General features: G+C 65.2%; 22 protein-coding genes. 13 read left to right on the top strand and 9 right to left on the bottom strand.

Features of this window, described 5'->3' with window-relative positions; genetic code table 11:
• Complete coding sequence (rplM, locus tag XH87_RS35075) at positions 1-465, bottom strand: 50S ribosomal protein L13 (RefSeq protein WP_018642440.1); 465 nt, start codon at positions 463-465, stop codon at positions 1-3.
• Between the two features lie 156 nt (positions 466-621).
• Positions 622-1050 (bottom strand): PaaI family thioesterase, encoded by a 429-nt coding sequence (locus XH87_RS35070; RefSeq protein WP_035712932.1) that lies wholly within the window; start codon positions 1048-1050, stop codon positions 622-624.
• 86 nt (positions 1051-1136) lie between these two features.
• Between XH87_RS35070 and XH87_RS35065 the strand changes: the two genes are divergently transcribed.
• From XH87_RS35065 to XH87_RS35050, 4 genes are all read left to right on the top strand, one after another.
• On the top strand, positions 1137-1961 hold the full coding sequence (locus tag XH87_RS35065) for an enoyl-CoA hydratase (RefSeq protein WP_271590719.1): 825 nt from the start codon (positions 1137-1139) through the stop codon (positions 1959-1961).
• 107 nt (positions 1962-2068) lie between these two features.
• The gene (locus tag XH87_RS35060) at positions 2069-2653 is read left to right on the top strand and encodes a CoA-binding protein (RefSeq protein ID WP_271590718.1); all 585 of its coding nucleotides are present in this window, start codon (positions 2069-2071) and stop codon (positions 2651-2653) included.
• A gap of 138 nt (positions 2654-2791) precedes the next feature.
• A complete protein-coding gene (locus XH87_RS35055; RefSeq protein ID WP_271590717.1) occupies positions 2792-4072 on the top strand; it encodes an O-acetylhomoserine aminocarboxypropyltransferase in 1281 nt (426 codons plus the stop codon).
• A gap of 184 nt (positions 4073-4256) precedes the next feature.
• Positions 4257-4598, top strand: coding sequence for a hypothetical protein (locus tag XH87_RS35050; protein ID WP_035712919.1), 342 nt, complete (start codon positions 4257-4259; stop codon positions 4596-4598).
• A 34-nt stretch (positions 4599-4632) separates the two neighbouring features.
• Here XH87_RS35050 and XH87_RS35045 read toward each other — a convergent pair whose 3' ends face one another.
• Positions 4633-5715 carry a COX15/CtaA family protein gene (locus XH87_RS35045; protein ID WP_158668124.1) on the bottom strand — a complete coding sequence of 361 codons (1083 nt, stop codon included), beginning with the start codon at positions 5713-5715 and terminating at the stop codon, positions 4633-4635.
• A gap of 110 nt (positions 5716-5825) precedes the next feature.
• Between XH87_RS35045 and XH87_RS35040 the strand changes: the two genes are divergently transcribed.
• Positions 5826-6047, top strand: coding sequence for a DUF2842 domain-containing protein (locus XH87_RS35040; protein ID WP_018320088.1), 222 nt, complete (start codon positions 5826-5828; stop codon positions 6045-6047).
• On the opposite strand, the gene XH87_RS35035 is transcribed toward XH87_RS35040, so the two are convergent.
• Positions 6031-7071, bottom strand: coding sequence for a polysaccharide deacetylase family protein (locus tag XH87_RS35035; protein ID WP_271590716.1), 1041 nt, complete (start codon positions 7069-7071; stop codon positions 6031-6033). The two genes, XH87_RS35040 and XH87_RS35035, sit on opposite strands and share 17 nt — an antisense overlap.
• 128 nt (positions 7072-7199) lie before the next feature.
• Here XH87_RS35035 and XH87_RS35030 point away from each other — a divergent pair, with 128 nt between their 5' ends.
• Positions 7200-8381: a GNAT family N-acetyltransferase gene (locus XH87_RS35030; RefSeq protein WP_271590715.1), complete on the top strand. Its 1182-nt coding sequence runs from the start codon at positions 7200-7202 to the stop codon at positions 8379-8381.
• A gap of 236 nt (positions 8382-8617) precedes the next feature.
• Here the strand turns inward: XH87_RS35030 and XH87_RS35025 are convergent, their stop codons facing one another.
• Positions 8618-10912, bottom strand: a complete 2295-nt coding sequence (locus XH87_RS35025) for a GumC family protein (protein WP_271590714.1) — start codon at positions 10910-10912, stop codon at positions 8618-8620.
• Between the two features lie 194 nt (positions 10913-11106).
• Between XH87_RS35025 and XH87_RS35020 the strand changes: the two genes are divergently transcribed.
• From XH87_RS35020 to XH87_RS35010, 3 genes are all read left to right on the top strand, one after another.
• Positions 11107-12240, top strand: a complete 1134-nt coding sequence (locus tag XH87_RS35020) for a glycosyltransferase family 4 protein (RefSeq protein ID WP_271590713.1) — start codon at positions 11107-11109, stop codon at positions 12238-12240.
• A 118-nt stretch (positions 12241-12358) separates the two neighbouring features.
• Positions 12359-13909, top strand: a complete 1551-nt coding sequence (locus XH87_RS35015) for an undecaprenyl-phosphate glucose phosphotransferase (protein ID WP_271590712.1) — start codon at positions 12359-12361, stop codon at positions 13907-13909.
• Positions 13910-14076: 167 nt separating this feature from the next.
• Positions 14077-15330, top strand: coding sequence for an O-antigen ligase family protein (locus XH87_RS35010; RefSeq protein ID WP_271590711.1), 1254 nt, complete (start codon positions 14077-14079; stop codon positions 15328-15330).
• On the opposite strand, the gene XH87_RS35005 is transcribed toward XH87_RS35010, so the two are convergent.
• Positions 15305-15775 (bottom strand): MarR family transcriptional regulator, encoded by a 471-nt coding sequence (locus XH87_RS35005; RefSeq protein ID WP_050991142.1) that lies wholly within the window; start codon positions 15773-15775, stop codon positions 15305-15307. The genes XH87_RS35010 and XH87_RS35005 overlap by 26 nt on opposite strands.
• A 147-nt stretch (positions 15776-15922) precedes the next feature.
• Here XH87_RS35005 and XH87_RS35000 point away from each other — a divergent pair, with 147 nt between their 5' ends.
• Positions 15923-17119: an FAD-dependent monooxygenase gene (locus XH87_RS35000; protein WP_271590710.1), complete on the top strand. Its 1197-nt coding sequence runs from the start codon at positions 15923-15925 to the stop codon at positions 17117-17119.
• Positions 17120-17257: 138 nt separating this feature from the next.
• Here XH87_RS35000 and XH87_RS34995 read toward each other — a convergent pair whose 3' ends face one another.
• The 3 genes from XH87_RS34995 to XH87_RS34985 are packed head-to-tail and all read right to left on the bottom strand — an operon-like array spanning position 17258 to position 20054.
• Entirely contained in the window at positions 17258-18436 is a 1179-nt protein-coding gene (locus XH87_RS34995) for a saccharopine dehydrogenase family protein (protein WP_271590709.1), read from the bottom strand.
• Positions 18437-18445: 9 nt separating this feature from the next.
• A complete protein-coding gene (locus tag XH87_RS34990) occupies positions 18446-19228 on the bottom strand; it encodes a DUF169 domain-containing protein (protein WP_271590708.1) in 783 nt (260 codons plus the stop codon).
• Positions 19229-19286: 58 nt separating this feature from the next.
• Positions 19287-20054, bottom strand: coding sequence for a YdcF family protein (locus XH87_RS34985; RefSeq protein WP_271590938.1), 768 nt, complete (start codon positions 20052-20054; stop codon positions 19287-19289).
• Positions 20055-20222: 168 nt separating this feature from the next.
• On the opposite strand from XH87_RS34985, the gene XH87_RS34980 reads away from it, so the two are divergent.
• From XH87_RS34980 to XH87_RS34970, 3 genes are all read left to right on the top strand, one after another.
• Complete coding sequence (locus XH87_RS34980) at positions 20223-21164, top strand: acetamidase/formamidase family protein (protein ID WP_271590707.1); 942 nt, start codon at positions 20223-20225, stop codon at positions 21162-21164.
• Positions 21165-21365: 201 nt separating this feature from the next.
• The gene (locus XH87_RS34975) at positions 21366-21563 is read left to right on the top strand and encodes a hypothetical protein (protein ID WP_024341172.1); all 198 of its coding nucleotides are present in this window, start codon (positions 21366-21368) and stop codon (positions 21561-21563) included.
• Positions 21564-21637: 74 nt separating this feature from the next.
• Complete coding sequence (locus tag XH87_RS34970) at positions 21638-22114, top strand: GcrA family cell cycle regulator (protein WP_271590937.1); 477 nt, start codon at positions 21638-21640, stop codon at positions 22112-22114.
• The last annotated feature ends 9 nt before the right edge of the window (positions 22115-22123 follow it).

Raw genomic sequence — 22123 nt, 5'->3', positions numbered from 1 at the left:
TTATGCGGCCCTCGTGTTCTTGCGGTTCAACTTGGCGATATCGATCTTCTCGGGCTGCTGCGCCTCGTGCGGATGATCGGCCCCGCCATAGACGCGGAGGTTGCCCATCTGCACGCGACCGAGCGGGCCGCGCGGGATCATGCGCTCGACGGCCTTCTCCAGCACGCGCTCGGGATGACGGCCCTCGAGGATCTGGCGCGCGGTGCGCTCCTTGACGTGGCCGACATAGCCGGTGTGCTTGTAGTAGGTCTTCTGCTCGCGCTTGCGACCGGTGAGGACCGCATGCTGCGCGTTGATGATGATGACGTTGTCGCCGCAATCGACGTGCGGGGTGTAGGTCGGGAGGTGCTTGCCGCGGAGCCGCATGGCGACGATGGTGGCGAGACGGCCGACGACCAGACCCTTGGCGTCGATCAGCACCCACTTCTTCGTCACCTCGGCCGGCTTTGCCGAAAAGGTTTTCATGTCAGAATTTCCGTGAGGGAGACATCGGCGCGAACACCGCACCGGACTGCGCGGCTTTCTAAAGAAGAGACGCACAATGGTCAATGTCCAAAGAAGTAAATTATATCTATAAAATCAATGACTTAAAAATATGGTGCCATATTACCTGCAAAAAGCTCAAACAGTTGGAATGGAATAGGTCGAGGTGACATGAGCGATCGGATCGGGTGATGTGCCGGACAAAAGGTTCACCTCCCCGACCGCCAGCCGCTTGCCGAGCTTGAGCAGCCGCGCCTCAGCCAGCACATCCTGCCCGGGCTGGCCCTTGCGCAGGAAGTTGATGTTGAGATTGGTCGTGACCGCAAGCCCGATCGGCCCGATCGCGGACAGCAGCACCACGTACATCGCGAAATCAGCCAGCGCCATCAGGGTCGGGCCCGACACGGTTCCGCCCGGCCGCAGCATCCTTTCGCTATAGCGCTGACGCAACAGGCTGGTCTGGCCGTCCGCGCTCTCGATCGTGATGTCGTCGCCACTGAAGGCCTGGGGAAATTCCTCACGGAGGAACTGCTCGAGCTCCGCCACGCTCATTTTCGCTAACGCCATGCCGTTCCCCACCCTCGCTTCGCTTGCCCTGTTACATTAAGTTATCCGTGTCATCCAACTGCAATCATTCCACGGAAATCGCGTCAATGCCTGCCCCGGCCGCCCGCGCCCCCTCCCCGCAACCACAGATCCTGCTGCGCGAGACCGCAGGCCCCATCGCGGTCCTGACGCTGAACCGCCCGGCCGCGCGCAACAGCCTGTCGGAGGCGATGATCGCGAGCCTGCATGCCGAGCTCAACGATATCCGCGACGACAAGGCCGTCCGCGGCGTCGTGATCGCGGCCAACGGTCCCGCCTTTTCCGCCGGCCACGACATGAAGGAACTGACCGCGCGCCGCAGCGATCCGGACCGCGGCCGGGCCTTCTTCGCCGAGATGATGACCGCCTGCAGCGCGATGATGCAGGCGGTCGTGCACCTGCCAAAGCCGGTGGTCGCTGCCGTCCAGGGCATTGCGACGGCGGCTGGCTGCCAGCTCGTGGCGAGCTGCGATCTCGCGATCGCCTCCGAGGCTGCAAGCTTTGCTACGCCCGGCGTCGACATCGGCCTGTTCTGCTCGACGCCCATGGTGGCGCTGTCGCGCAACGTCCCGCGCAAGCAGGCGATGGAGATGCTGCTGACGGGCGAGCCGATTCCGGCCGCGCGTGCCCGCGAGATCGGGCTCATCAATCGCGTCGTCCCCGCCGGCACCGAGCGCGATGCAGCGATTGCGCTGGCGCAGAAAGTGGCGTTGAAATCCGCCTACACGATCAAGCTCGGCAAGGAGGCCTTCTATCGCCAGGCCGAGATGAGCCTTGCAGACGCCTATCGCTATGCGGCAGAGGTGATGACCGAGAACATGATGGCGCGCGACGCCGAGGAAGGCATCGGCGCCTTCATCGAGAAGCGCATGCCGACATGGCGGGATGAGTGAAATCGTCATTGCGGGCAGAGCGAAGCAATCCAGAAATCCCTCCGCGGAAACAGACTGGATTGCTTCGTCGCTTCGCTCCTCGCAATGACAAGGAAGAAGAACGACGAATGAACCACGACGCCTATCCCGACAATTACATCCGCGGCATCCTCAACAGCGTGAAGTCGATCGGGATGGTCGGCGCATCGCCGGTCAACGTGCGGCCGAGCTATTTTGCTTTCAAGTATCTGGCGCAGCGCGGCTACGACATGATTCCGATCAACCCCGGCCATGTCGGCAAGGAGCTGCTTGGAAAGCCGTTCGTCGCCTCGCTCTCCGACATCGGCCGTCCCGTCGACATGATCGACATTTTTCGCAACTCCAGCCACATCATGCCAGTGATCGAGGAGGCGCTGACGCTCGATCCGCTGCCGAAGGTGATCTGGATGCAGCTCGGCGCGCGCGACGATGCGGCGGCGGCAAAGGCAGAGTCGGTCGGTATCAAGGTGGTGATGAATCGCTGCCCCAAGATCGAATACGGCCGCTTGTCGTCGGAGATCTCCTGGATGGGCGTCAATTCGCGGACGCTGAGCTCGAAGCGTCCACCCGCGCCGACGCAAGGCATGCGGTTATCCCTCAATCGGATGAGCGTCGGCGGCGGCGATACCGCAGCATCCGATCGCGCCGCGAAAAACAAGAGCGAGCAGAGCTGACGCAGTTGCGAAGGATTTCTTTCGCGAACGCGACAATGCGTAGCACGATCATTCCGATGTGAGGCCGCGCCTTGACGGCGAGCGCGGCGCCGATCAGCATGCCGCACGATTTCAGACCACAAGACATAGGACGCCCAAATGAGCGATCGCCTTCCGGGATTTTCAACCCTTGCCGTGCATGCCGGTGCACAGCCCGACCCCACCACCGGTGCGCGCGCAACTCCGATCTATCAGACGACGTCCTTCGTCTTCAACGATGCCGACCACGCCGCTTCGCTGTTCGGCCTGCAGGCGTTCGGCAACATCTATACCCGCATCGGCAACCCGACCAACGCCGTGCTGGAAGAGCGCGTCGCCGCGCTCGAAGGCGGCACGGCCGCGCTGGCGGTGGCCTCGGGCCATGCCGCGCAGGTCGTGGTGCTGCAGCAGCTGCTTCAGCCCGGCGACGAATTCATCGCCGCGCGAAAGCTCTATGGCGGCTCGATCAACCAGTTCACGCACGCGTTCAAGAGCTTTGGCTGGAACGTGGTGTGGGCCGATCCCGATGACGTCGCAAGCTTCGAGCGCGCGGTGACGCCGCGCACGAAAGCCATCTTCATCGAGTCGATCGCCAATCCCGCCGGCAGCATCACCGACATCGAGGCGATCTCGACGGTGGCGCGCAAGGCGGGCGTGCCGCTGATCGTCGACAACACGCTGGCCTCGCCCTACCTGATCCGTCCGATCGACCACGGCGCCGACATCGTCGTGCACTCGCTGACGAAATTTCTGGGCGGCCACGGCAATTCGCTCGGCGGCATCATCGTCGACGCCGGCACCTTCGACTGGTCCACGGGCGGAAAATATCCGATGCTGTCGGAGCCGCGCCCCGAATATCACGGCATCCGCCTGCAGGAGACCTTCGGCAATTTCGCCTTCGCGATCGCCTGCCGCGTGCTGGGCCTGCGCGATCTAGGCCCCGCGCTGTCGCCCTTCAACGCCTTCATGATCCTGACCGGCATCGAGACGTTGCCGCTGCGCATGCAGAAGCACTGCGACAATGCCAAGGCGGTCGCCGAATTCCTCGCCGGCCATCCCGCGGTGGCCTCGGTGAGCTATGCGGGCCTGCCGAGCGACAAGTACCACCAGCTCGCGCGCAAATACGCGCCGAAGGGCGCAGGCGCGGTGTTCACCTTCAGCCTGAAGGGCGGCTATGACGCCGGCGTCAGCCTGGTGTCGAAACTGCAGCTGTTCTCGCACCTCGCCAATGTCGGCGACACTCGCTCGCTCGTCATCCACCCCGCCTCGACCACGCACAGCCAGCTCGACGACGACGCCAAGATCAAGTCCGGCGCCGGCCCCGACGTGGTGCGGCTCTCGGTCGGCATCGAGGACAAGGAAGACCTGATCGCGGACTTGGAACAGGCGCTGGGAGCGTAGTCCCTCCGGTCGTTCCGGGGTGGTGCGGAGCACCGAACCCGGAACCTCGAGGTCATTTGCTCACCTTTGGATTCCGGGTTCGGTCGTGGCGGACCGCCCCGGAATGACGACGCCGGTTAATACTCATTAACCATACCCGCCCCATACATCGTCCTTGGATCGCCCCTTTGATTCGGAGCCGACGATGCTGCGCTGGATGGTGCCTGCCCTTGCGGCGATGCTGACGGTCTCAAGCGTGCTCGCCGCCGATCTGCCGGCGACGGCGAAGCGGCGCGTTGTCGTGCCGCAGGACCCGCCACAGGTCTATGTCGAAACCGATCCGGATGCGCTGATCTCGCCGGCCTATGGCATCGGCAGCTACATCCGCAACCTGCCGGGGACGCCGCTGCTGCCCGGCTCCCACGCGCTGCCGGGCTATTATGGCCGCCCCTGGAGCTACGATTATCAGGGCGCGTATTACGGCGGGAAGCAGGTCGACTATTTCTGGCGCCTGCCCTACGCGTGCGGCGTTTACGGCTATTGCTAGCCGGGCTGATGGTGATCAGCCAGGCTGATGGTGATCAGCCGGGCTGACTGACCGGAACCGCGCGCGGCTGTGCTTCCGCAGATTGTCGCGAGGCCAGCCGTTCGACCTGCATCACCGCAAGCGTCAACACCACGATCGCGACTGCCTGGTGGGCGAGCGCGAGATCGATCGGCACCTGGTTGAGCAGCGTGAGAATGCCGAGCACCGCCTGCAGGCTCACTGCCGCAAACAGCCACAGCGCGCCGGTCGCTGCCGACCCTGCGCGCGAGCGCGCCGCGTCGATCGCGTGCAGCGCCGCCAGCATGAACAGCGCATAGGCCGTCATGCGGTGTTCGAACTGCACCGTCAGCACATTGTCGAACATGTTGCGCCACCACGGCGTCTCGAACCACAGCCGGTCCGCCGACGGGATGAACGCGCCATCGATCTGCGGCCACGTGTTGTAGGCACGCCCGGCGCGCAGGCCCGCGACCAGCGCGCCGAAATAGATCTGCACGAAGGTCACGACGAGAAGCAGCGCGCTCGTGAACCGCAGCCGGGCCGGTGCTGCGATCTGCGGCCGCTCTTTGAGCCGCCGCACCGTCCAGACGATCCCGGCGAAGATCAGCAGCGCGAGCACCAGATGTGTCGCCAGCCGATATTGCGAGACCTCGACCCGCTCGGTCAGGCCCGAGGCCACCATCCACCAGCCGACCGCGCCCTGGAGGCCGCCAAGCGCGAAGAGCAGCCATAGACGCCGCTTCAACTCGCCGGGGAGGCCGCCGCGCCACAGGAAGAACAGGAACGGCAGGAGATAGGCGACGCCGATGAAGCGGCCGAGAAGCCGGTGGCTCCACTCCCACCAGAAGATCTCCTTGAACTCGGACAGGCTCATGCCCGCGTTGAGCTCGCGATATTGCGGGATCTTCTTGTAGGCCTCGAACGCCTCGGTCCACTGCGCCTCCGATAGCGGCGGAACACTGCCCGCGACCGGCTTCCATTCGACGATCGAGAGGCCGGATTCCGTCAGCCGGGTCGCGCCACCGACCAGCACCATCAGCGCGATCAAAGCGGCCACGGCGATCAGCCACCAGCGCACGGCGCGATGCGGGTTGATTGGAGCGGAAATCGTCGTCATTTCAGGGGCAAAACCAAGCCTTGGACCCAGGAGACTTGAACCGGACTGCGTGCCCCTTATAGTCCCCCGCTCCCTCAGTGCAAGTTACGCGAAAGCAGCAAGCTCCCGCCATGACGATCCGCACCCGCAAGTTCCTCGGCGCCATCCTGCTCCTGGTGCTGGCCACCGTCTGGGCCCTGCTCGGAATGGCGGCCGCGCAGATGCCGTGGATCGCCGAGTCCGGCTGGCGGCAGGCGATCTACTACGTGGTGGTCGGCATGGGCTGGGTGCTGCCGGCGATGCCGATCGTGAGCTGGATGCAGCGGCCCGACCGGGTCAAGTCTGGCTCGTAGCGGTCGGCTTCACCGGCGCAAAGGCAACACCCGACACCAGCACGCGCAACATGCGCAGCGAGCGCACCCGGCCGTCCCAGGAGATCCGCGGCAGCGCGCGCAGATTGGTCCGCCCCTCTGCATCCACGATGCCTGATATCGTCGACACCGCGCTGGCAAAGCCGGCCTCCTCCGCCATCACGACGTGGCTGCGCCGAAACGAAGAGCGATCGCCGAACGGGAAGGCGAAATGCCTGATCTCGCGGCGGAAAGCCGCTTCCGCCACCGCCTTGCCCATCGTCATCTCGCGCAGCGCGGCGGCGTCCTTCATGTTGGCGAGGACGGGATAGTTGACGGTCGCGCTGCCGATCGTCACGAGCGGATCGGCGGCCAGCGTCGCCAGATCCTCCCAATCCATCGACGCCTCGCGCGAGAGCGCGGCGAGGTCGATCCGGTAGCGCGTGCAGAGATCGGCGATCGCGGCCGACAAATCCGCCGGCGGCAGCGAACGCAGCCAGCTCTCGAGATACGAAAACAGCGCCTGCTTCTCGGCATTGTCGGTGACGGTGAAGCGCTGCTCCTTCTCGCCCATCATCAGGCTGATGCGGCCCTCACGCGCGATCACATGTTCGAGCCCGAGCCACCAGGCCTCGCCGACGCCGTCGGGAAAGGCGGTGGGCACATAGATCGAAAAAGGTACGGCATGGCGCTTCAGCACCGGATAGGCGAAATTGATCAGATCCTTGTTGGCGCCATCGAAGGTCAGCGCCACGAAGCGACGCTGCTCCGACAGCGTCACCGCGCGCCGGCAGACCTCGTCCATGCCGAGGAAATCGTATTTCCACCGCTTCAGCGCGCCAATGGCGCGGTCGAGAAATTGCGGCGTGATCTCGTGCGCGCGCAGCGGCTGAAATCCGCGCCGCCGCGGCCGCACATGCGCAAAGCGCAGGATGGCGCCGGCACCGCGACTGCGCAGCACGGCCTGACCGGTGAACCAGGCTAGCTCGAGCCGCAGCCGTTCCAGCCATCTGTCGTCGGATGCCAAGATCCCACCCTTCGCGCTCGACGGCGCCCGTTGGCTCTTCCATCGTCATTACCCTTTGTTGACCTTTGTTTGCAAAGGTCGACCACAGGCCGAAATACGTATTTTCGATTTCTCGACAGGTTCCGCGAATGACCATGGCTGCGGCGTTGCAAAGCCGGACGGCAGAAGCGCCAGCGCGGTCGAAAGCGAGCCGTATCGCGCAGGTTGATATCATCACCGATCTCGCCGAGGCCGAGGCGATCTGGCGTGCCTTCGAGGCGAACGGCCATCTCTTCACGCCCTACCAACGCTTCGATCTGCTCGGCCCGTGGCAAAGCCTGGTGGGCGCCCATGAAGGTGCCCGGCCGTTCATCGTGATCGCGCGCGATGCCGAGCGCCAGCCGCTGCTTCTGCTGCCGCTCTCGCAGCGCCAAAGCCACGGCGTACGCATGGCCTGCTTCATGGGCGGCAAGCATACGACCTTCAACATGGGCCTGTGGAATGCCGAGTTCGCGACGCAGGCCGCCAGCGCCGATCTCGACGAACTGCTTGCGCCGCTGCGCGAGCATGTCGACGTGCTCATGCTGACGCAGCAGCCGCTGCGCTGGCACGGCCAGCAGAACCCGTTTGCGCTACTGCCGCGACAGAGCGCGATCAACGGCTGTCCACGGCTGGTGATGGAGCCGGGCGAACCGCCGGCATCGCGGATCAGCAATTCGCTCCGCCGCCGACTCAAGAGCAAGGAAAAGAAGCTTCAGTCACTCGCCGGCTATCGCTATCACCTGGCCACGTCAGACGCAGACATCACCCGCCTGCTCGACTGGTTCTTCCGCGTCAAGCCGGTGCGGATGGCAGAGCAGAAACTCCCGAACGTCTTCGCCGAGCCCGGCGTCGAACAGTTCGTCCGCGGCGCCTGCCTTGCGCCGCGCGGTGAAGGCCGCGTCATCGACATCCATGCGCTGGAATGCGACGACGAGGTGATCGCGATCTTCGCCGGCGTCGCCGACGGCGAGCGCTTCTCGATGATGTTCAACACCTATACGATGTCCGAACACGCCCGCTACAGCCCCGGCCTGATCCTGATGCGCTACATCATCGATCACTGCGCCGAACGCGGCTACCGCTCGCTCGACCTCGGCATCGGTTCGGACGACTACAAGCGGATGTTCTGCAAGGACGACGAGGACATCTTCGACAGCTTCGTGCCCCTGACCTCCCGCGGCAAGCTCGCGGCAATGGCGATGTCCTCGCTCAGCCGCGGCAAGCGGCTGGTGAAACAGAATCAGATGCTGTTCGATATGGCCCGACGGCTGCGGCAGGCGTTCGGGTAAGTATTCTCCACCAGGGAGTTGCTCTTACCCTCCCCTGGAGGGGGAGGGTCGTTACGCATGCAGCGAAGCGAAATGCGTAACGGAGTGGGGTGACGGTCTTCCCACTCCCAACAGAACCCGTGGGGAGAGATCAGCCCACCCCGCTCGCGCGGCGCGCGATCGACCCTCCCCCTCCAGTGGAGGGTAAGAGAGACGCTTCACGGAAACTGAAGGAGACCGACGAAGACTTCTCTCGCCTACGCCGCCACCACGCGTGGCGCTTCCACCGCATCCGACGGCTGCACCGGCTTGCTCAGCATCGTCACTTCGCTGAAGCCGACAGCCTTCAGCTGCTCGCACATCAACGTGCGCGCATCGGGTGCCATCGAGGCATCGGGCACCACGACGGCACGGGCATGCGCCGTCAGCAGTTCGGCCGGAAGGTCGGAGGCGCTGCCGGCGTCGATCAGCACGTGATCGTAGGCGCGCAGCAGCGCGTCGATCGCGAGCGCCACACGCGGCGATTGCAGCAGGCTGCGGTCGAAGCCGGGACGCCCGGCCATGACCAGATGCAGCCGCGACAGCTTGTCCCGGGTGATGATTTGCGTGAACGACGCCTCGCCTTGCATCAGTTCGGCAAGGCCCGGAGCCGACGGATCGACGGACACCGCGGCAATGGTCGGCGAGGACGCCGCGAGATCGACGACGACGACGCGGGCATCGCGCGCCAGGTGCCGGGCGAGCGTCAACGTCGACAGCGTGATGGCTTCGCCGGGCGCCGTGCCGAGCACTGTGACCTTCTTCGCCGCCGCGCCCGCGGCACGCAGGCCGTCGGCGAGATGCTCGATCTCGGTAAACTCCGTCACACCGGCGTCGGCCGCCATCTCCGGCTGAAGCGGCGCAGGCTTCTCCATGACGGGTTCGACGGCGGGTTCGACGGCCAGCTCGACCACCGGCTGGACGAATGGTTCCTGCCGAACCCCCGCCTGGGCTTGCGCCCGTGCCGGCGTGAACACAGCCGCCGCGCGCGGCGCGGTCTGACGCAACAGCTCCCCGGTGACGACGACACCGGACGAGAGCAGCAGCGTCGCGATGGTCGCGATCAGAACGATCGGCAGCTTCTTCGGATAGGCCGGCGTGTTGGAGACGATGGCGCGCGAGATGATGCGGCCATCCGTCGGCGCAGTGTCGATGGTCTCGCGGGTATTGGCCTCGCGATACTTGGCGAGATAGGTCTCGAGCAGATCGCGCTGCGCCTTGGCTTCGCGCTCCAGCGCCCGGAGCTGGACATCCTGGCCGTTGGTCGAGGCCGCCTGCTTCTTGAGCTGCTCGAGGCTCGTCGTCAGTCCGTCGACCCGGCCGCTGGCGATCCGGGCGTCGTTCTCCAGCGAGCGCGAGATCTTGGCCGCCTCATCGCGAATTTGATTGTCGAGGTCGCCAAGCTGCGCCTTCAGCTCCTTGATCCGCGGATGATTGCCGAGCAGCGTCGATGACTGCTCGGCGAGCTGCGCGCGCAGCGTCACCCGTTGCTCCGACAGCCGCCGCATCAATTCGGAGTTCACGACCTCGGATGCCTCGATCGGCTTGCCACTCTGGAGCATCTCCTTGATTAGCCGCGCCTTCGATTCCGCATCCGCCTTCATCGAACGCGCGTTGTTGAGCTGGGTGTTCACCTCGCCCATCTGCTGGTTCGACAGCGTGGTGTTGTTGGTCCCGACGAACAGGCTCGACTTGGAACGGAAGTCCTCGACCCTGGCCTCGGCCTCGGACACCTTCTTGCGCAAGTTCTCGATCTCGCCGGCCAGCCACTGGCTGGCGTTCCTGGCCTGCTCCTGGCGCACGCCCTGCTGGAGCACGAGATAGCCGTCGGCGATCGAATTGGCGACGCGGGCGGCAAGCTCGGGATCGGCGGACTGGAATTCGACCACGATCACGCGCGACTTGTCGACCGCATAGGCCTGGAGGCGTTCGTAGTAAGCATCGAGCACGCGCTCTTCCGGCGTCATCGAGAACGGATCGCGGGCGATACCGATGAGCGCGGCAAGCGACTTCAGCGGCGAGACGCCCTGCAGCACCGGGTCGAATTCGGGGCGTTCCGCGAGCTTGTTCTTTTTGATGATCTCGCGCGCGAGATCGCGCGACAACACCAGTTGCACCTGGCTGGTGACGGCCTCGGCGTCGAGCGCCTGCCGCTCCTCGGTGCGATCGCTGTTCGGGCGCAGGAACACGTTCTCGCGGCCGTCGATCAGGATGCGGGCTTCAGACTTGTAGCGCGGCGTGACGAGATTGACGACTGCGAGGGACGCAACGAGCGCCAGCACCGTCGGCACGATAATCCAGCCGCGCTTGCGCGCCAATGCCGCGCCGAGCGCGTGCAGGTCGATGTCGCCGGATTCGACTTGCGCCTGCTTCGCGATGACGGGCGCAGGGCTTGCTTCAACCTTGGCTTCGATCTCGACTTCGATCTTGGGCGCGGGTTTGGGCTTCGGCTTGGAGACAGCCCGCTCGATCACCGCCTTGTCCTTGCCGGCACGCCAGAACGCTAAACGCATCGAACACTCCCGCAGGGCAACGCTGCGACTCTACCTCAATCGGGGCGATTACACTCCATTAAGGTTGCCGCTGGGTTAATCGCGACGACCGGCGCACGCGCGCTCGTCACCTTTTGTTAACCACGAAGGCCCTTAATCCTCCTCGATTATTTCGTGAGAATTGTTCGGCAGTCGCCGTCGAGCTGGTTTTGATCATGCCCCCCTCTCCCGACCGGCCGCTTCGCATCCTGCACGCCGTGCGTGCTCCGGTCGGCGGCATTTTCCGCCACATCCTCGACGTCGCCAACGGCCAGGTCGATCGCGGCCATCATGTCGGCATTCTCGCCGACAGCCTGACCGGCGGCGAGCGCGCCGACAAGGCGCTTGCCGAGCTCGCACCGCGGCTGAAGCTCGGCGTGCACCGAATGGCGATCCGCCGCGAGCCATCGCCCGACGATGTCCTGGTGTGGTTTCGCATGCGGCGCCTGATCGCCGCGCTCAAGCCCGACGTGATGCACGGCCACGGCGCCAAGGCCGGCGCCTTCATCCGCATGCGGCGGCGCTCCGACGACACCATCCGCATCTACACCCCGCATGGCGGCTCGCTGCATTATCCCCTCAACACCTTCAAGGGCGAGTTCTACGCGCGGCTCGAGCGCGCGTTGATGGATTCGACCGACCTGTTCCTGTTCGAGAGCGCATTTGCCCGCGACACCTATCAACGCATCGTCGGCACGCCCAAGGGCGTGGTGCGCTGCGTCTTCAATGGCGTCACTCCCGAGGAATTCGAGCCCGTCGTGACGGCCGACGACGCCACCGACCTCGCCTATGTCGGCGAGTTCCGGCACATCAAGGGCGCGGATCTGCTGGTCGATGCCGTGGCGCAGCTGCATGCCGGCGGCAAGAAGATCACGCTGACGCTCGGCGGCGACGGCGAGGAAACGGCGGCGCTGAAAGCGCAGGTCGAGAGGCTCGGCCTCACCAGTGCCATCCGCTTCATCGGTCATGTCAAACCGCGCTACGGCTTCTCCAAGGGGCGGCTGCTGGTCGTCCCCTCGCGCGGCGATTCCATGCCTTACGTCGTGATCGAGGCGGGTGCCGCCGGCATTCCGATGATCGCGTCCCGCATCGGCGGCATTCCCGAGATCTTCGGCTCCGACAGCCCCGCTTTGTTTGCGCCGAGCGACCCCGAGGCCATGGCGGAGGCGATCGCCGCTGCGCTGGACGATCCGCAAACGACGGCAAAGCGCGCGGCGTCCTTGCGCGAGCGCATCTCGGCGCATTTCTCGCAAGCCGCGATGGTCGAGGGCGTGCTCGCCGGCTATCGCGACGCATTTGCCAATCATTAACCATCCTTGAGCCCGCTTTAGAAAATCTTCCGATTTGTTCGATAATCGAAGCGCCAGGGGATGCTTGCCCGGGCGCGCAAGGCCGTGCCGCGGGCTTCTGGAATGGACGTGGACGCCGGTGGAACCGCTCAACGCACGCTCGATGCTCGATGCCGCGACCAGCGCCGCGGCAAAACCCGCTGACCAGCCCTTCGTGGAGCGCCGCCGCCGGCTCTCGCCTGCCGCGCTCGAAGTGGTCAACCAGAAGGTCGCCCGCGCCTATTCGCCGATCGTGATCGCCGGCTTCGTTCGCCTGGCCGATTTCGCGCTGCTGAGCCTCGTCGGCATCGCGCTCTATGTCGGCTATGTCATGCCGCTCTCCGGCGCCTTCAGCTGGATTTATCCCGCCGAGGTCGTCGCCGTCGCGGTCGCCGCCGTGGTCTGCTTCCAGGCTGCCGACATCTACCAGGTGCAGCTGTTCCGTGGTCAGCTCCGGCAGATGACGCGCATGATCTCGTCCTGGTCGTTCGTCTTCCTGCTGTTCATCGGCATCTCCTTTTTCGCCAAGTACGGCAGCGAAATCTCGCGGCTGTGGCTGGCCGCCTTCTACTTTCTCGGGCTCGCCGCGCTGATTGCCGGGCGTCTGGTGCTGCGCTCGCTGGTGCGCGGCTGGGCGCGCCAGGGCCGGCTCGATCGCCGGACCATCATCGTCGGCTCCGACAGCAACGGCGAGCAACTGGTCGAGGCGCTGAAGGCGCAGGAGGATTCCGACATCCACGTGCTCGGCGTGTTCGACGACCGCAACGACAGCCGCGCGCTCGACACCTGCGCCGGCGCCCGCAAGCTCGGCAAGGTCGACGACATCGTCGAGTTCGCCCGCCGCACCCGCGTGGACCTCGTGCTGTTTGCGCTGCCGATTTCGGCGGAAACGCGCATCCTGGAGATGCTGAAGAAGCTCTGGGTGCTGCCGGTCGACATCCGCCTTTCCGCGCACACCAACAAGCTGCGCTTCCGCCCCCGTTCCTATTCCTATCTCGGCGAGGTGCCGACGCTCGACGTGTTCGAGGCGCCGATCACCGACTGGGACCTGGTGATGAAGTGGCTGTTCGACCGCGTCGTCGGCAGCCTCGCGCTGCTGGCAGCCTTGCCGGTGATGGGACTGGTGGCGCTGGCGGTGAAGCTCGACAGCCCCGGCCCCGTGCTGTTCCGCCAGAAGCGCTTCGGCTTCAACAACGAGCGGATCGATGTCTACAAGTTCCGCTCGATGTACCACCATCAGGCCGATCCGACCGCCTCGAAGGTCGTGACCAAGAACGATCCGCGCGTCACCCGCGTCGGCCGCTTCATCCGCAAGACCAGCCTCGACGAGTTGCCGCAGCTCTTCAACGTGGTGTTTTCAGGCAATCTCTCCCTGGTCGGCCCGCGCCCGCATGCGGTGCAGGGCAAGCTCCAGAGCCGTCTGTTCGACGAAGCCGTCGACGGCTATTTCGCCCGCCACCGCGTCAAGCCGGGCATCACCGGCTGGGCCCAGATCAACGGCTGGCGCGGCGAGATCGACAACGAAGAGAAGATCCAGAAGCGCGTCGAGTTCGACCTCTATTACATCGAGAACTGGTCGGTGCTGTTCGACCTGTACATCCTCCTGAAGACGCCGATCTCGCTGCTGACCAAGAACGAGAACGCGTATTGAATTTGCGACCCCCGAGTCACGCTGTCATCGCCCGGCTTGACCGGGCGATCCAGTAATCACCGGCAGCGCGAACTGCCACGAACGGCTCGGAATACTGGATGCCCCGCCTTCGCGGGGCATGACGGCGGAAGTTGTGTCTAACAGTTGCGTAAGCGTATGAGCATCTGATGGTGTATGCGACGACAGCCGGGGAGATGAATGCAGCGGTCCGTGCTGCGCCCGGCGTGCTGGCGCTGCAGCGCGCGCTGGTGTGGCTGGTCGGCGCCTCCGGCGCGATCGTCTTCATCGAGCCGAGCCCCTATGAGGTCGCGACGCTGCTCGCGACCGTCACCTTCTTCGCCACCGGCCTGCGGCTGAAGCTCGTACTGATGCCGCTGGCTGCGATGCTGGTCCTGCTCAATATCGGCTACACGATCAGCGCAATCCCGCTGTTCGAGCAGTCCGAGGTGGTGAGCTGGATCGCGACCTCCTGGTACATGGGCGTGACCGTGGTGTTCTTCGCGATGGTCACCTCGGAGGACACGGCGGCCCGGCTCGACATGCTCCGCCGCGGGCTCGTGGTCGGCGCGATGGTTGCCTCGCTGTCGGCGGTCGCCGGCTACTTCCACCTGGTTCCCGGCGGCAACGACCTCCTGACGCTTTACGGACGTGCGCGCGGCACGTTCAAGGACCCGAACGTGCTCGGCGCCTTCCTGATCCTGCCGGCGCTGTTCGCGCTTCAGAGCGCGGTCTCGGACAGGCTGGCCAAGGCCTTCCGCAACGTCATCGCCTTCGGCATCATGTCCCTGGCGATCCTGCTCGCCTTCTCCCGTGCCGCCTGGGGCGGACTGGTGCTGACCTCCGCCTTCATGCTGGCCCTGATGGTGTTGACCAGCCGCACCAACGCGCAGCGCTCGCGCATCATCATCATGGCAATCGTCGCCGCGGTGCTGGGCCTCGCTCTGATCGCGGTGCTGCTGTCGCTCGATTCCACCGCCGAGATGTTCAAGCAGCGCGCGAGCTTCGACCAGAGCTATGACGAAGGCCGCTTCGGCCGCTTCGGCCGCCACATCCTGGGTGCGCAGATGGCGCTGGATCTGCCGTTCGGCATCGGTCCCCTGCAATTCCACCGCTTCTTCCCCGAGGACACCCACAACTCCTACCTGAACGCCTTCATGTCCGGCGGCTGGCTTTCCGGCGTGTGCTATCCCGCGCTGGTCTTCACCACCGTCATCATGGGCTTCCGGCACATCTTCATCCGTGTGCCGTGGCAGCGCGCCTATCTCGCGATCTTTTCCGCCTTCCTCGGCACCGTCGGCGAAAGCTTCGTGATCGACACCGACCACTGGCGGCACTTCTGGATGATGCTGGGCGCGATGTGGGGCATGATCGCCGCAGCGCAGGTCTACAAGACGGCTAGCGACGAAGCTTCTTCAGCTTGAGATCGGGACGCTTTTCCGGCGGCGTATCGAGCAGTCCCTTCAAGGCCTCTGTCGCCGCGAGCACGCCCTTGTAGCCCTCGTTGGCGAAACGCAGCAGCAGGCGCAGTTCCTCGTCGGAATAGGCGCCGAAAACCTTCTCCATCGCCTGCTGCATCGGCACATAGAGCTCACCGATCTTCATGGCCTTCTCCGGCACGACGGAAATAAACACCTTGCGGCGGTCTTTCTCGTCCCGCTCACGCCGCACCAGTCCCGCCTTCTCGAGCCGGTCGATCACGCCGGTGATGGCGCCGGTCGTGAGGCCCGTGACTTCGGCGAGCCTCCCTGCGGTGACGCGGCCTTCGAGATACAGGATGTCCATGCATTCGAGGTCGGAATTGGCAATTCCGGCAACGTTGGCAACGGTCTGGCCGTAGAGCACGCCCTGCGCGGACGACCTGCGCATCGCCTCTTCGAGTTCCTGCAACAGCGCAGCGCGCGCCTTCGTCCTTGACAAGGCCGACCTCTTCTCTTACTCGATATATATCTTAGCCACTAAGAGATTTAGCGACCGTAATTTCTCCTAGCACCACGGAAACGTCGCGAGCAAGCCATGTCCTATCGTCCCCGCAAGGCCCTGATCATCGGCGCCGGCATCGCCGGGCCCGTCGTCGCGATCCTGCTGCGCCGCGCCGGCATCGAGTCCGCGATCTACGAGGCCTCGCCCCATTCGAAGGGCATCGGCGGCGGCCTCCAGATCGCGCCGAACGGCATGCATGTCTTGGACGAGATCGGGCTTGCGAACGAATTGATCAGCCGCGGCTCGGTCGCGGAGGCCTTCGACTTCTATTCGCAGGGCGGAGAGAAGCTCGGCTCGATCAACCGCGACATGGCCCGGCGCTTCGGCCAGCCGGCCGTCAACATCTCACGCGCCACGCTGAACGAGATCCTGATCGACAAGGCCTGGTGCGCCTGCGTCTCGCTCTATTTCGAGAAGCGCCTGATCAAGATCGAGGATCGCGGCGACCAGCCGATCATCGCCTACTTCGCCGACGGCACCACCGCCGAAGGCGACTTCCTGATCGGCGCCGACGGCGTGCACTCGGTGGTGCGCCGCCAGGTGGTTCCGGACGGGCCGCAGCCGTTCGACACCGGGCTGGTCGGCTTCGGCGGCTTCGTGCCGCACGCCGTGCTCGACGGCAGGCCGATCGGCCGGCGCGTCGAGACCACGTTCGGCCAGAGCGGCTTCTTCGGCTACGGCTATTGCAGCCCCGATCCGACCGACGGCGTGATGTGGTGGAGCACCCAGCCCGCGCACGGCATGGACGCGGCGATGTTCCGCGCGCTCGACAAGGCCACGCTGAAGCAGCATCTGCGCGGCTTCCATCACGGCTGGCACGATCCAATCCCTCATATCATCGAGGCCGCCGAGAACATCGTGGTGACCGACACGCTCGACGTCGCGACCCTGCCGACCTGGTCGCGCAAGCGTTCGCTCTTGATCGGCGATGCCGCGCACGCGACCAGTCCCCATGCGGGCCAGGGCGCCTCGCTCGCGCTGGAGGACGCGATGCGCCTCGCGCGGCTGATCCAGGAGGGGCAGGAACTCGGCGCCATCTTCCAGGCCTTCGAGGCCGAGCGCCGCTCTCGCACCGAGAAGATCGTCGCCATGGCCCGCCGCAACGGCAACAGCAAGCGCGAGTTCAGCGCCACCGGCGCGTGGATGCGCAATCAGATGCTGAAATGGCTGCTGCCGATGGGATCGAAGAGCATGGAGTTCATGTACGCGTACGACGCGCGGGCGGTGTAGCCACGCACGCCCCTGTCATGCCCCGGGACCGGGGCATCCAGTACGCCGCAGCCTCTCGACTCAATCACTGCCGCCTCTGGAATACTGGATCGTCCGCTTTCGCGGGCGATGACACCGTCATTGGTGCGCATTGCGCGCTCAGCTCTCCACGCCGAATGTCAGCCCCGCATTGTCCTGCAGCCGCTTGATCAGCTTGTGCTGCATCGCTGCGCCCGGCGTCCAGAAGCCGCCCGGAACGTCCGTCGCATCGCGCAGCAGGCAGATCGCGCATTCGGAGATCATCTTCGAGGTCGAGCCGTAGCCGGGATCGCGGTCGCCGGTGACGCCGGCGCGGACCTGGCGGCCGTCGGGCGCGATCGCGACGTACAGCAGATTGAAGAGGCCCTTCTCGCGCTCCTCCTTCGAAGGCCCCTCGCCCGGCTTCGGCGCGTTCGGTCCGGTCTTCTCGGCGTTCGCCGCCATCACGCGCCTGGCATTGGCCTCGCCCTTCTCGCCGGGACCGGTCAGGACCATCTCGTCGTAGACGAACTCGCGGCCATAGGGGAAGCCCATCAGCATGTTGGAGCGATGAACGTTGCGCGTGTTGATCAGGGCCATCATGAACGGCGCGGCCCAGGATTGCAGATCCTCTTCGTAAACCGCCCGGTTGCCCTTGGGCTGCTTCGGGCCGGTGAAATCAGGCGTCAGCGCGAAATGATCGTTGAGAATGGCGACGAGGCTGAGATCCTTGGCGACCGCATCGAAGGTCGCTTTCGCGCTCGCCGCGGTGCCGCCTGACAACGTGCCGCGCATGTCGCGCACGCGGCCCTTCACGCGCGCAGCCGGCGCGCCGAACACGCGCCTGGCCTCTTCCTGCACGAAGAACGTGCCGAGCTCGAACGGCACGGAATCATAGCCGCACGAGAACACGATGCGCGCGCCGCTCGTCTTGGCCGCCGCTTCGTACTTGTCGATCATCTGCCGCATCCAGACCGGCTCGCCGCAGAGATCGAAATAATCCGCACCCGCAGCGACGCAGGCCGCGAGCAGCTCCTCACCGTAGAACTGATACGGACCAACCGTTGTGATCACCGATTTGGCCTGCGCCACCATCGCCTTCAGCGACGCCGCATCCGATGCATCCGCCACGATCAGCGGCGTGTCGGCAGGCGCGCCGATGGCATCACGCACCGATTTCAGCTTGTCGAGGCTGCGGCCCGCCATCGCCCATTTCAGCGCCTTGTCGTCCTTGTAATGCGCCGCCAGATATTCGGCGACGAGCTGGCCGGTGAAACCGGTCGCACCGTAGACGACGATGTCGAATTCTCGAGAGCTCATGGTCGTCCCTTACTTTTTCGCGTAGCTCACGCCCATGCCGGCACGGACGTCGCTTTGAATGCCATAGGGCGGGATCGGATAGCGCAGGCCATTTTTGGCCAGCGCCTTCATGCCTTGAACGGCCTTGGCGAGATGCGAAGGCTTCAAGGCCATCAGCATCTCCTCGTCCGGCACGCCGCCATAGCGCCGTTCGGCATAGCATGGCAAGGACAGGCTGGGCTCCCCGGTCTTGAGCGCCCGCCCCCATGAATCCGCGCACGCGGTCTCGCCGACGACGCCCCATTCGAACTTCTTGTAGCCGGTATATTGCAGCCCGTTGATCAGGATGATCATCTGCCCCGGCGTCGCATAGACGAGGCAGATGTCGGGCGGATCGAGCCGGCCGCTCGCCAGCGGGCTGACGGCCAGCGCCTGATACTGCCCGAACGGCACCACGTCCAACGCCTCCTGGCGCTTGCGCGCGTCTTCCGCCGTGCCGTGCCAGACCCCGACATAGTTTTCGCCGGCGAGCCATTTCTCGTCCTGCGGCGCAAGGCCGATCACCGCGCGACACTGGCTGCCTACGAGATCGTCGGCGGTGATGCCGACGGTCCAGCCGAGGCGCGCGGCCATGCTGACGATCTGGTCGGTGGTGTGAATTGCGTTCGGACGCCGGATCTTCGAGATCGCCTCCATCTCGGCCGCTTGCGCGAACAGCTTCATGCCGATCACCGTCGTCTTCAGCCGCAGCAGGCTGTGGAGGTCGGCGACGAGTCCGGCAAGATCGATCCTCTCTGCGCTCTGCTCCTGCATGGCGGTCCCTCCCGGCCGGCGATCGCGCGCCGTGTGTTGTTGTTTTGCGACCCTCGTTCTAGTCCTTACCCGGTCCCGGAAGCAACTCGCCGGTCCTGCCCGTCAGACGGTAAGCCACGAGGCCGATCCACTCGCGCACGGCCACATCAGTTCGGCGGAGCCCATCCGCGCCGATATTGGTGAAGGAAAAAAGATCGTCGCGTCCCCCCATCCGCCAGTCCACGGGATAGGCCTCGACGTCAAATCCGGCCGTGCGGAAGATCCCCATCGAGCGCGGCATGTGGAAGGCCGACGTCACCAGGAGCCAGCGCTCGCCCGGCTTTGGATCCACCATTTGCTTTGTGAAGATCGCGTTCTCCCAGGTGTTGCGGGAATTGCGCTCGAGGATCAGGCGCTGCTTCGGTATGCCGAGATTCTCCAGGATCGGTGCGGAGTAGTCGGCCTCCCTCGCCTCGGTCGAAACCAGGTTCGCTGAGCCTCCGGTGAAGACGATGCGCGCGTTCGGATAGCGCCGCGCGAGCTCGGCCGGCGCAAACAGACGATCGGCCGCGTGCGCGACGACCGGCGTGCGGTGTGCAGCCGACAGATCGGTGTCGACCGAGCCGCCGAGCACGATGATGCCGTCGGGCGCGCCGCGCGAGGCGTCCCACGCCGGAAAGCGCGATTCAAGCGGGTAGATCAGCAGATTGCCGAGCGGCGAGAACGCAGCGAGCCCCAGCACCACCAGCGTGATCACCGCGAGCCTGCGGCCGAGCGCGGCAAAGCGCGTCGCCATCAGCACGACGGACAGGATTCCGAGCTCGACCAGGAGATTGATCGGCAGCAGCGCGGTGCCGAGGGTCTTGGAGAGAACGAAAAACAGGAGAGCCTCGCTGAAATCATCGTGCCTGTCTGTGCAGGGCTTGACCGGCCCCGCCATCTTCAGAAATCTTCTTGAAAGAGGATCGATCGTTGGGTCAAGCCCGCGGCCGATGAAACCGAGCGGACCTGGCAAATGACCCATCATCACCTGCATTCCAGCCCCGAAACCTGCCATTGGGGCTTCTTCGAAGCCGCGCTTCAGCCTGTCCTCACCATTGCCAGCGGCGACGAGGTGACGGTCGACACCATCAGCGGCGGACCCGACATGCTGCCCGACCGCGACAAGTTTCACATTCCGCCCGAGATGCACGAGGTTCATGCGAAGAACGAGCGCATGCTGCCCGGCCACATCCTCACCGGTCCGATCGCGGTCGAAGGCGCCGAGCCCGGCGACGTGCTCGCGGTCGAGATCCTCGACGTCCAGCTCCGGCAGGATTGGGGCTGGAACATGATCAAGCCGCTGTCCGGTACCCTGCCCGACGATTTCCACGAGACTCGCATCCTGAACATCCCGCTCGACCGGGCGCGGATGGTCGGCCGCATGCCGTGGGGCCTCGACCTGCCTCTGAAGCCGTTCTTCGGGGTGATGGGCGTATCGCCGCCCCCCGCCTGGGGCCGCATCTCCTCGCTGATCCCGCGCGCGATGGGCGGCAATCTCGACAACAAGGAGCTCGGTGCGGGTGCGACGCTCTATTTGCCGGTGTTCGTGCCGGGCGCGATGTTCTCCTGCGGCGACGGCCATGGCGTGCAGGGCGACGGCGAGGTCTGCGTCACCGCGATCGAGACCGCGCTACAGGGCCGCTTCCGCCTGACGCTGCGCAAGGACTTCAGGCTCGACTATCCGCGCGCCGAGACGGCGACGCACTACATGACCATGGCGATGGACCCCGATCTCGACCAGTGCGTGGTGCACGCGCTGCGCGACATGATCGCGCTGCTCGGCGAGACGCGGAATCTGTCGCGCGAAGACGCCTACACGCTGTGCAGCCTGGCCGCCGACCTCAGGGTGACCCAGACCGTCAACGGCGCCAAGGGCATCCATTGCATGATCGAAAAGGCGATCGTGCACGGCTGAGCCGGCCCCGTCCCTCCTGCGCTGCACGCGCCACGCCGCCGCCCGGTCTTCCGCGCGGCGCGCCGCCGTGCGCCAATTTTCCCGAATGATTCCAATGCGCTGAGCTGCGGCCTGTGACCGCATTTGACTTCCGCCCCCGAACCTAAATAGAGTCTTAATCGTTACTTTTATGTACCCGAGTAAGAGGCTAGCGTTCGGGCCATGGCCACCGAAAAAGCCGAGACTGACCGTATCCCCGTAACCTTGGCGCTCTCGACCATCGCCTATCTGGAGAAGCTGGTGAGACAGGGCACCCACGGCACCAGCGTTCCCGGCGTCGCACGGACATTGATCGAGGAAGGCATCCGTCTCGCCATCAAGGACGGGCTTCTGTCGATCCGCGACAATGGCAGGACGTGAGCGCGCGCCGGACGTGGAGCGGACGGATCTCGAGCGGGCGGATGGCCGACATCTGCAACCTGGGACTGCACCACATGCCTGTTCTCTCGCCAATCTCTTCACGAACCTGGACCGACGAACGCATTGAACTGTTGAAGCGGCACTTCGAGGCCGGCCTCTCCTGCAGCGAGATCGCCGCCGACATCGGCGTCAGCCGCAACGCCGTGATCGGCAAGCTGTCCCGGCTGAATCTGACGCGCGGCCGGACGGTCGAGGACAGAGCCTTTGCGCCGCCGCGGGCCCCGCGGGCCGTGCCTCGGCTGCAATATGAGATGCTCGCCACGATCTATGGCGAGACCGACGCGCCCGCGGTCGCAGGCCCCATCGACGAGACCAATCGCTGCTCGCTGCTGGAGCTTGCCGAGAACCGCTGCCGATGGCCGATCTCGACGCCGGGCGAAGACGATTTCTGCTTCTGCGGCAACACCGCTCCCGACGGCCAGCCCTATTGCGCCGGTCACAGCCGCCTCGCCTACCGGCCGCACACCCGCGCTCGCGCGATGCGCGGCTGATGCTGCGCC

The organism is Bradyrhizobium sp. CCBAU 53415 (assembly GCF_028128735.1).
Lineage (GTDB): Bacteria > Pseudomonadota > Alphaproteobacteria > Rhizobiales > Xanthobacteraceae > Bradyrhizobium.
Note: the sequence above shows the minus strand (reverse complement) of the source record. Positions and strands in the feature narration are given on the sequence as shown.

Excerpts from the sequence above, each read along its gene's own strand:
- rplM (WP_018642440.1), bottom strand. The coding sequence starts at position 465 with ATGAAAACCTTTTCGGCAAAGCCGGCCGAGGTGACGAAGAAGTGGGTG.
- XH87_RS35070 (WP_035712932.1), bottom strand. The coding sequence starts at position 1,050 with ATGGCGTTAGCGAAAATGAGCGTGGCGGAGCTCGAGCAGTTCCTCCGT.
- XH87_RS35065 (WP_271590719.1), top strand. The coding sequence starts at position 1,137 with ATGCCTGCCCCGGCCGCCCGCGCCCCCTCCCCGCAACCACAGATCCTG.
- XH87_RS35060 (WP_271590718.1), top strand. The coding sequence starts at position 2,069 with ATGAACCACGACGCCTATCCCGACAATTACATCCGCGGCATCCTCAAC.
- XH87_RS35055 (WP_271590717.1), top strand. The coding sequence starts at position 2,792 with ATGAGCGATCGCCTTCCGGGATTTTCAACCCTTGCCGTGCATGCCGGT.
- XH87_RS35050 (WP_035712919.1), top strand. The coding sequence starts at position 4,257 with ATGCTGCGCTGGATGGTGCCTGCCCTTGCGGCGATGCTGACGGTCTCA.
- XH87_RS35045 (WP_158668124.1), bottom strand. The coding sequence starts at position 5,715 with ATGACGACGATTTCCGCTCCAATCAACCCGCATCGCGCCGTGCGCTGG.
- XH87_RS35040 (WP_018320088.1), top strand. The coding sequence starts at position 5,826 with ATGACGATCCGCACCCGCAAGTTCCTCGGCGCCATCCTGCTCCTGGTG.
- XH87_RS35030 (WP_271590715.1), top strand. The coding sequence starts at position 7,200 with ATGACCATGGCTGCGGCGTTGCAAAGCCGGACGGCAGAAGCGCCAGCG.
- XH87_RS35025 (WP_271590714.1), bottom strand. The coding sequence starts at position 10,912 with ATGCGTTTAGCGTTCTGGCGTGCCGGCAAGGACAAGGCGGTGATCGAG.
- XH87_RS35020 (WP_271590713.1), top strand. The coding sequence starts at position 11,107 with ATGCCCCCCTCTCCCGACCGGCCGCTTCGCATCCTGCACGCCGTGCGT.
- XH87_RS35010 (WP_271590711.1), top strand. The coding sequence starts at position 14,077 with ATGGTGTATGCGACGACAGCCGGGGAGATGAATGCAGCGGTCCGTGCT.
- XH87_RS35005 (WP_050991142.1), bottom strand. The coding sequence starts at position 15,775 with ATGCGCAGGTCGTCCGCGCAGGGCGTGCTCTACGGCCAGACCGTTGCC.
- XH87_RS35000 (WP_271590710.1), top strand. The coding sequence starts at position 15,923 with ATGTCCTATCGTCCCCGCAAGGCCCTGATCATCGGCGCCGGCATCGCC.
- XH87_RS34995 (WP_271590709.1), bottom strand. The coding sequence starts at position 18,436 with ATGAGCTCTCGAGAATTCGACATCGTCGTCTACGGTGCGACCGGTTTC.
- XH87_RS34990 (WP_271590708.1), bottom strand. The coding sequence starts at position 19,228 with ATGCAGGAGCAGAGCGCAGAGAGGATCGATCTTGCCGGACTCGTCGCC.
- XH87_RS34980 (WP_271590707.1), top strand. The coding sequence starts at position 20,223 with ATGACCCATCATCACCTGCATTCCAGCCCCGAAACCTGCCATTGGGGC.
- XH87_RS34975 (WP_024341172.1), top strand. The coding sequence starts at position 21,366 with ATGGCCACCGAAAAAGCCGAGACTGACCGTATCCCCGTAACCTTGGCG.
- XH87_RS34970 (WP_271590937.1), top strand. The coding sequence starts at position 21,638 with ATGCCTGTTCTCTCGCCAATCTCTTCACGAACCTGGACCGACGAACGC.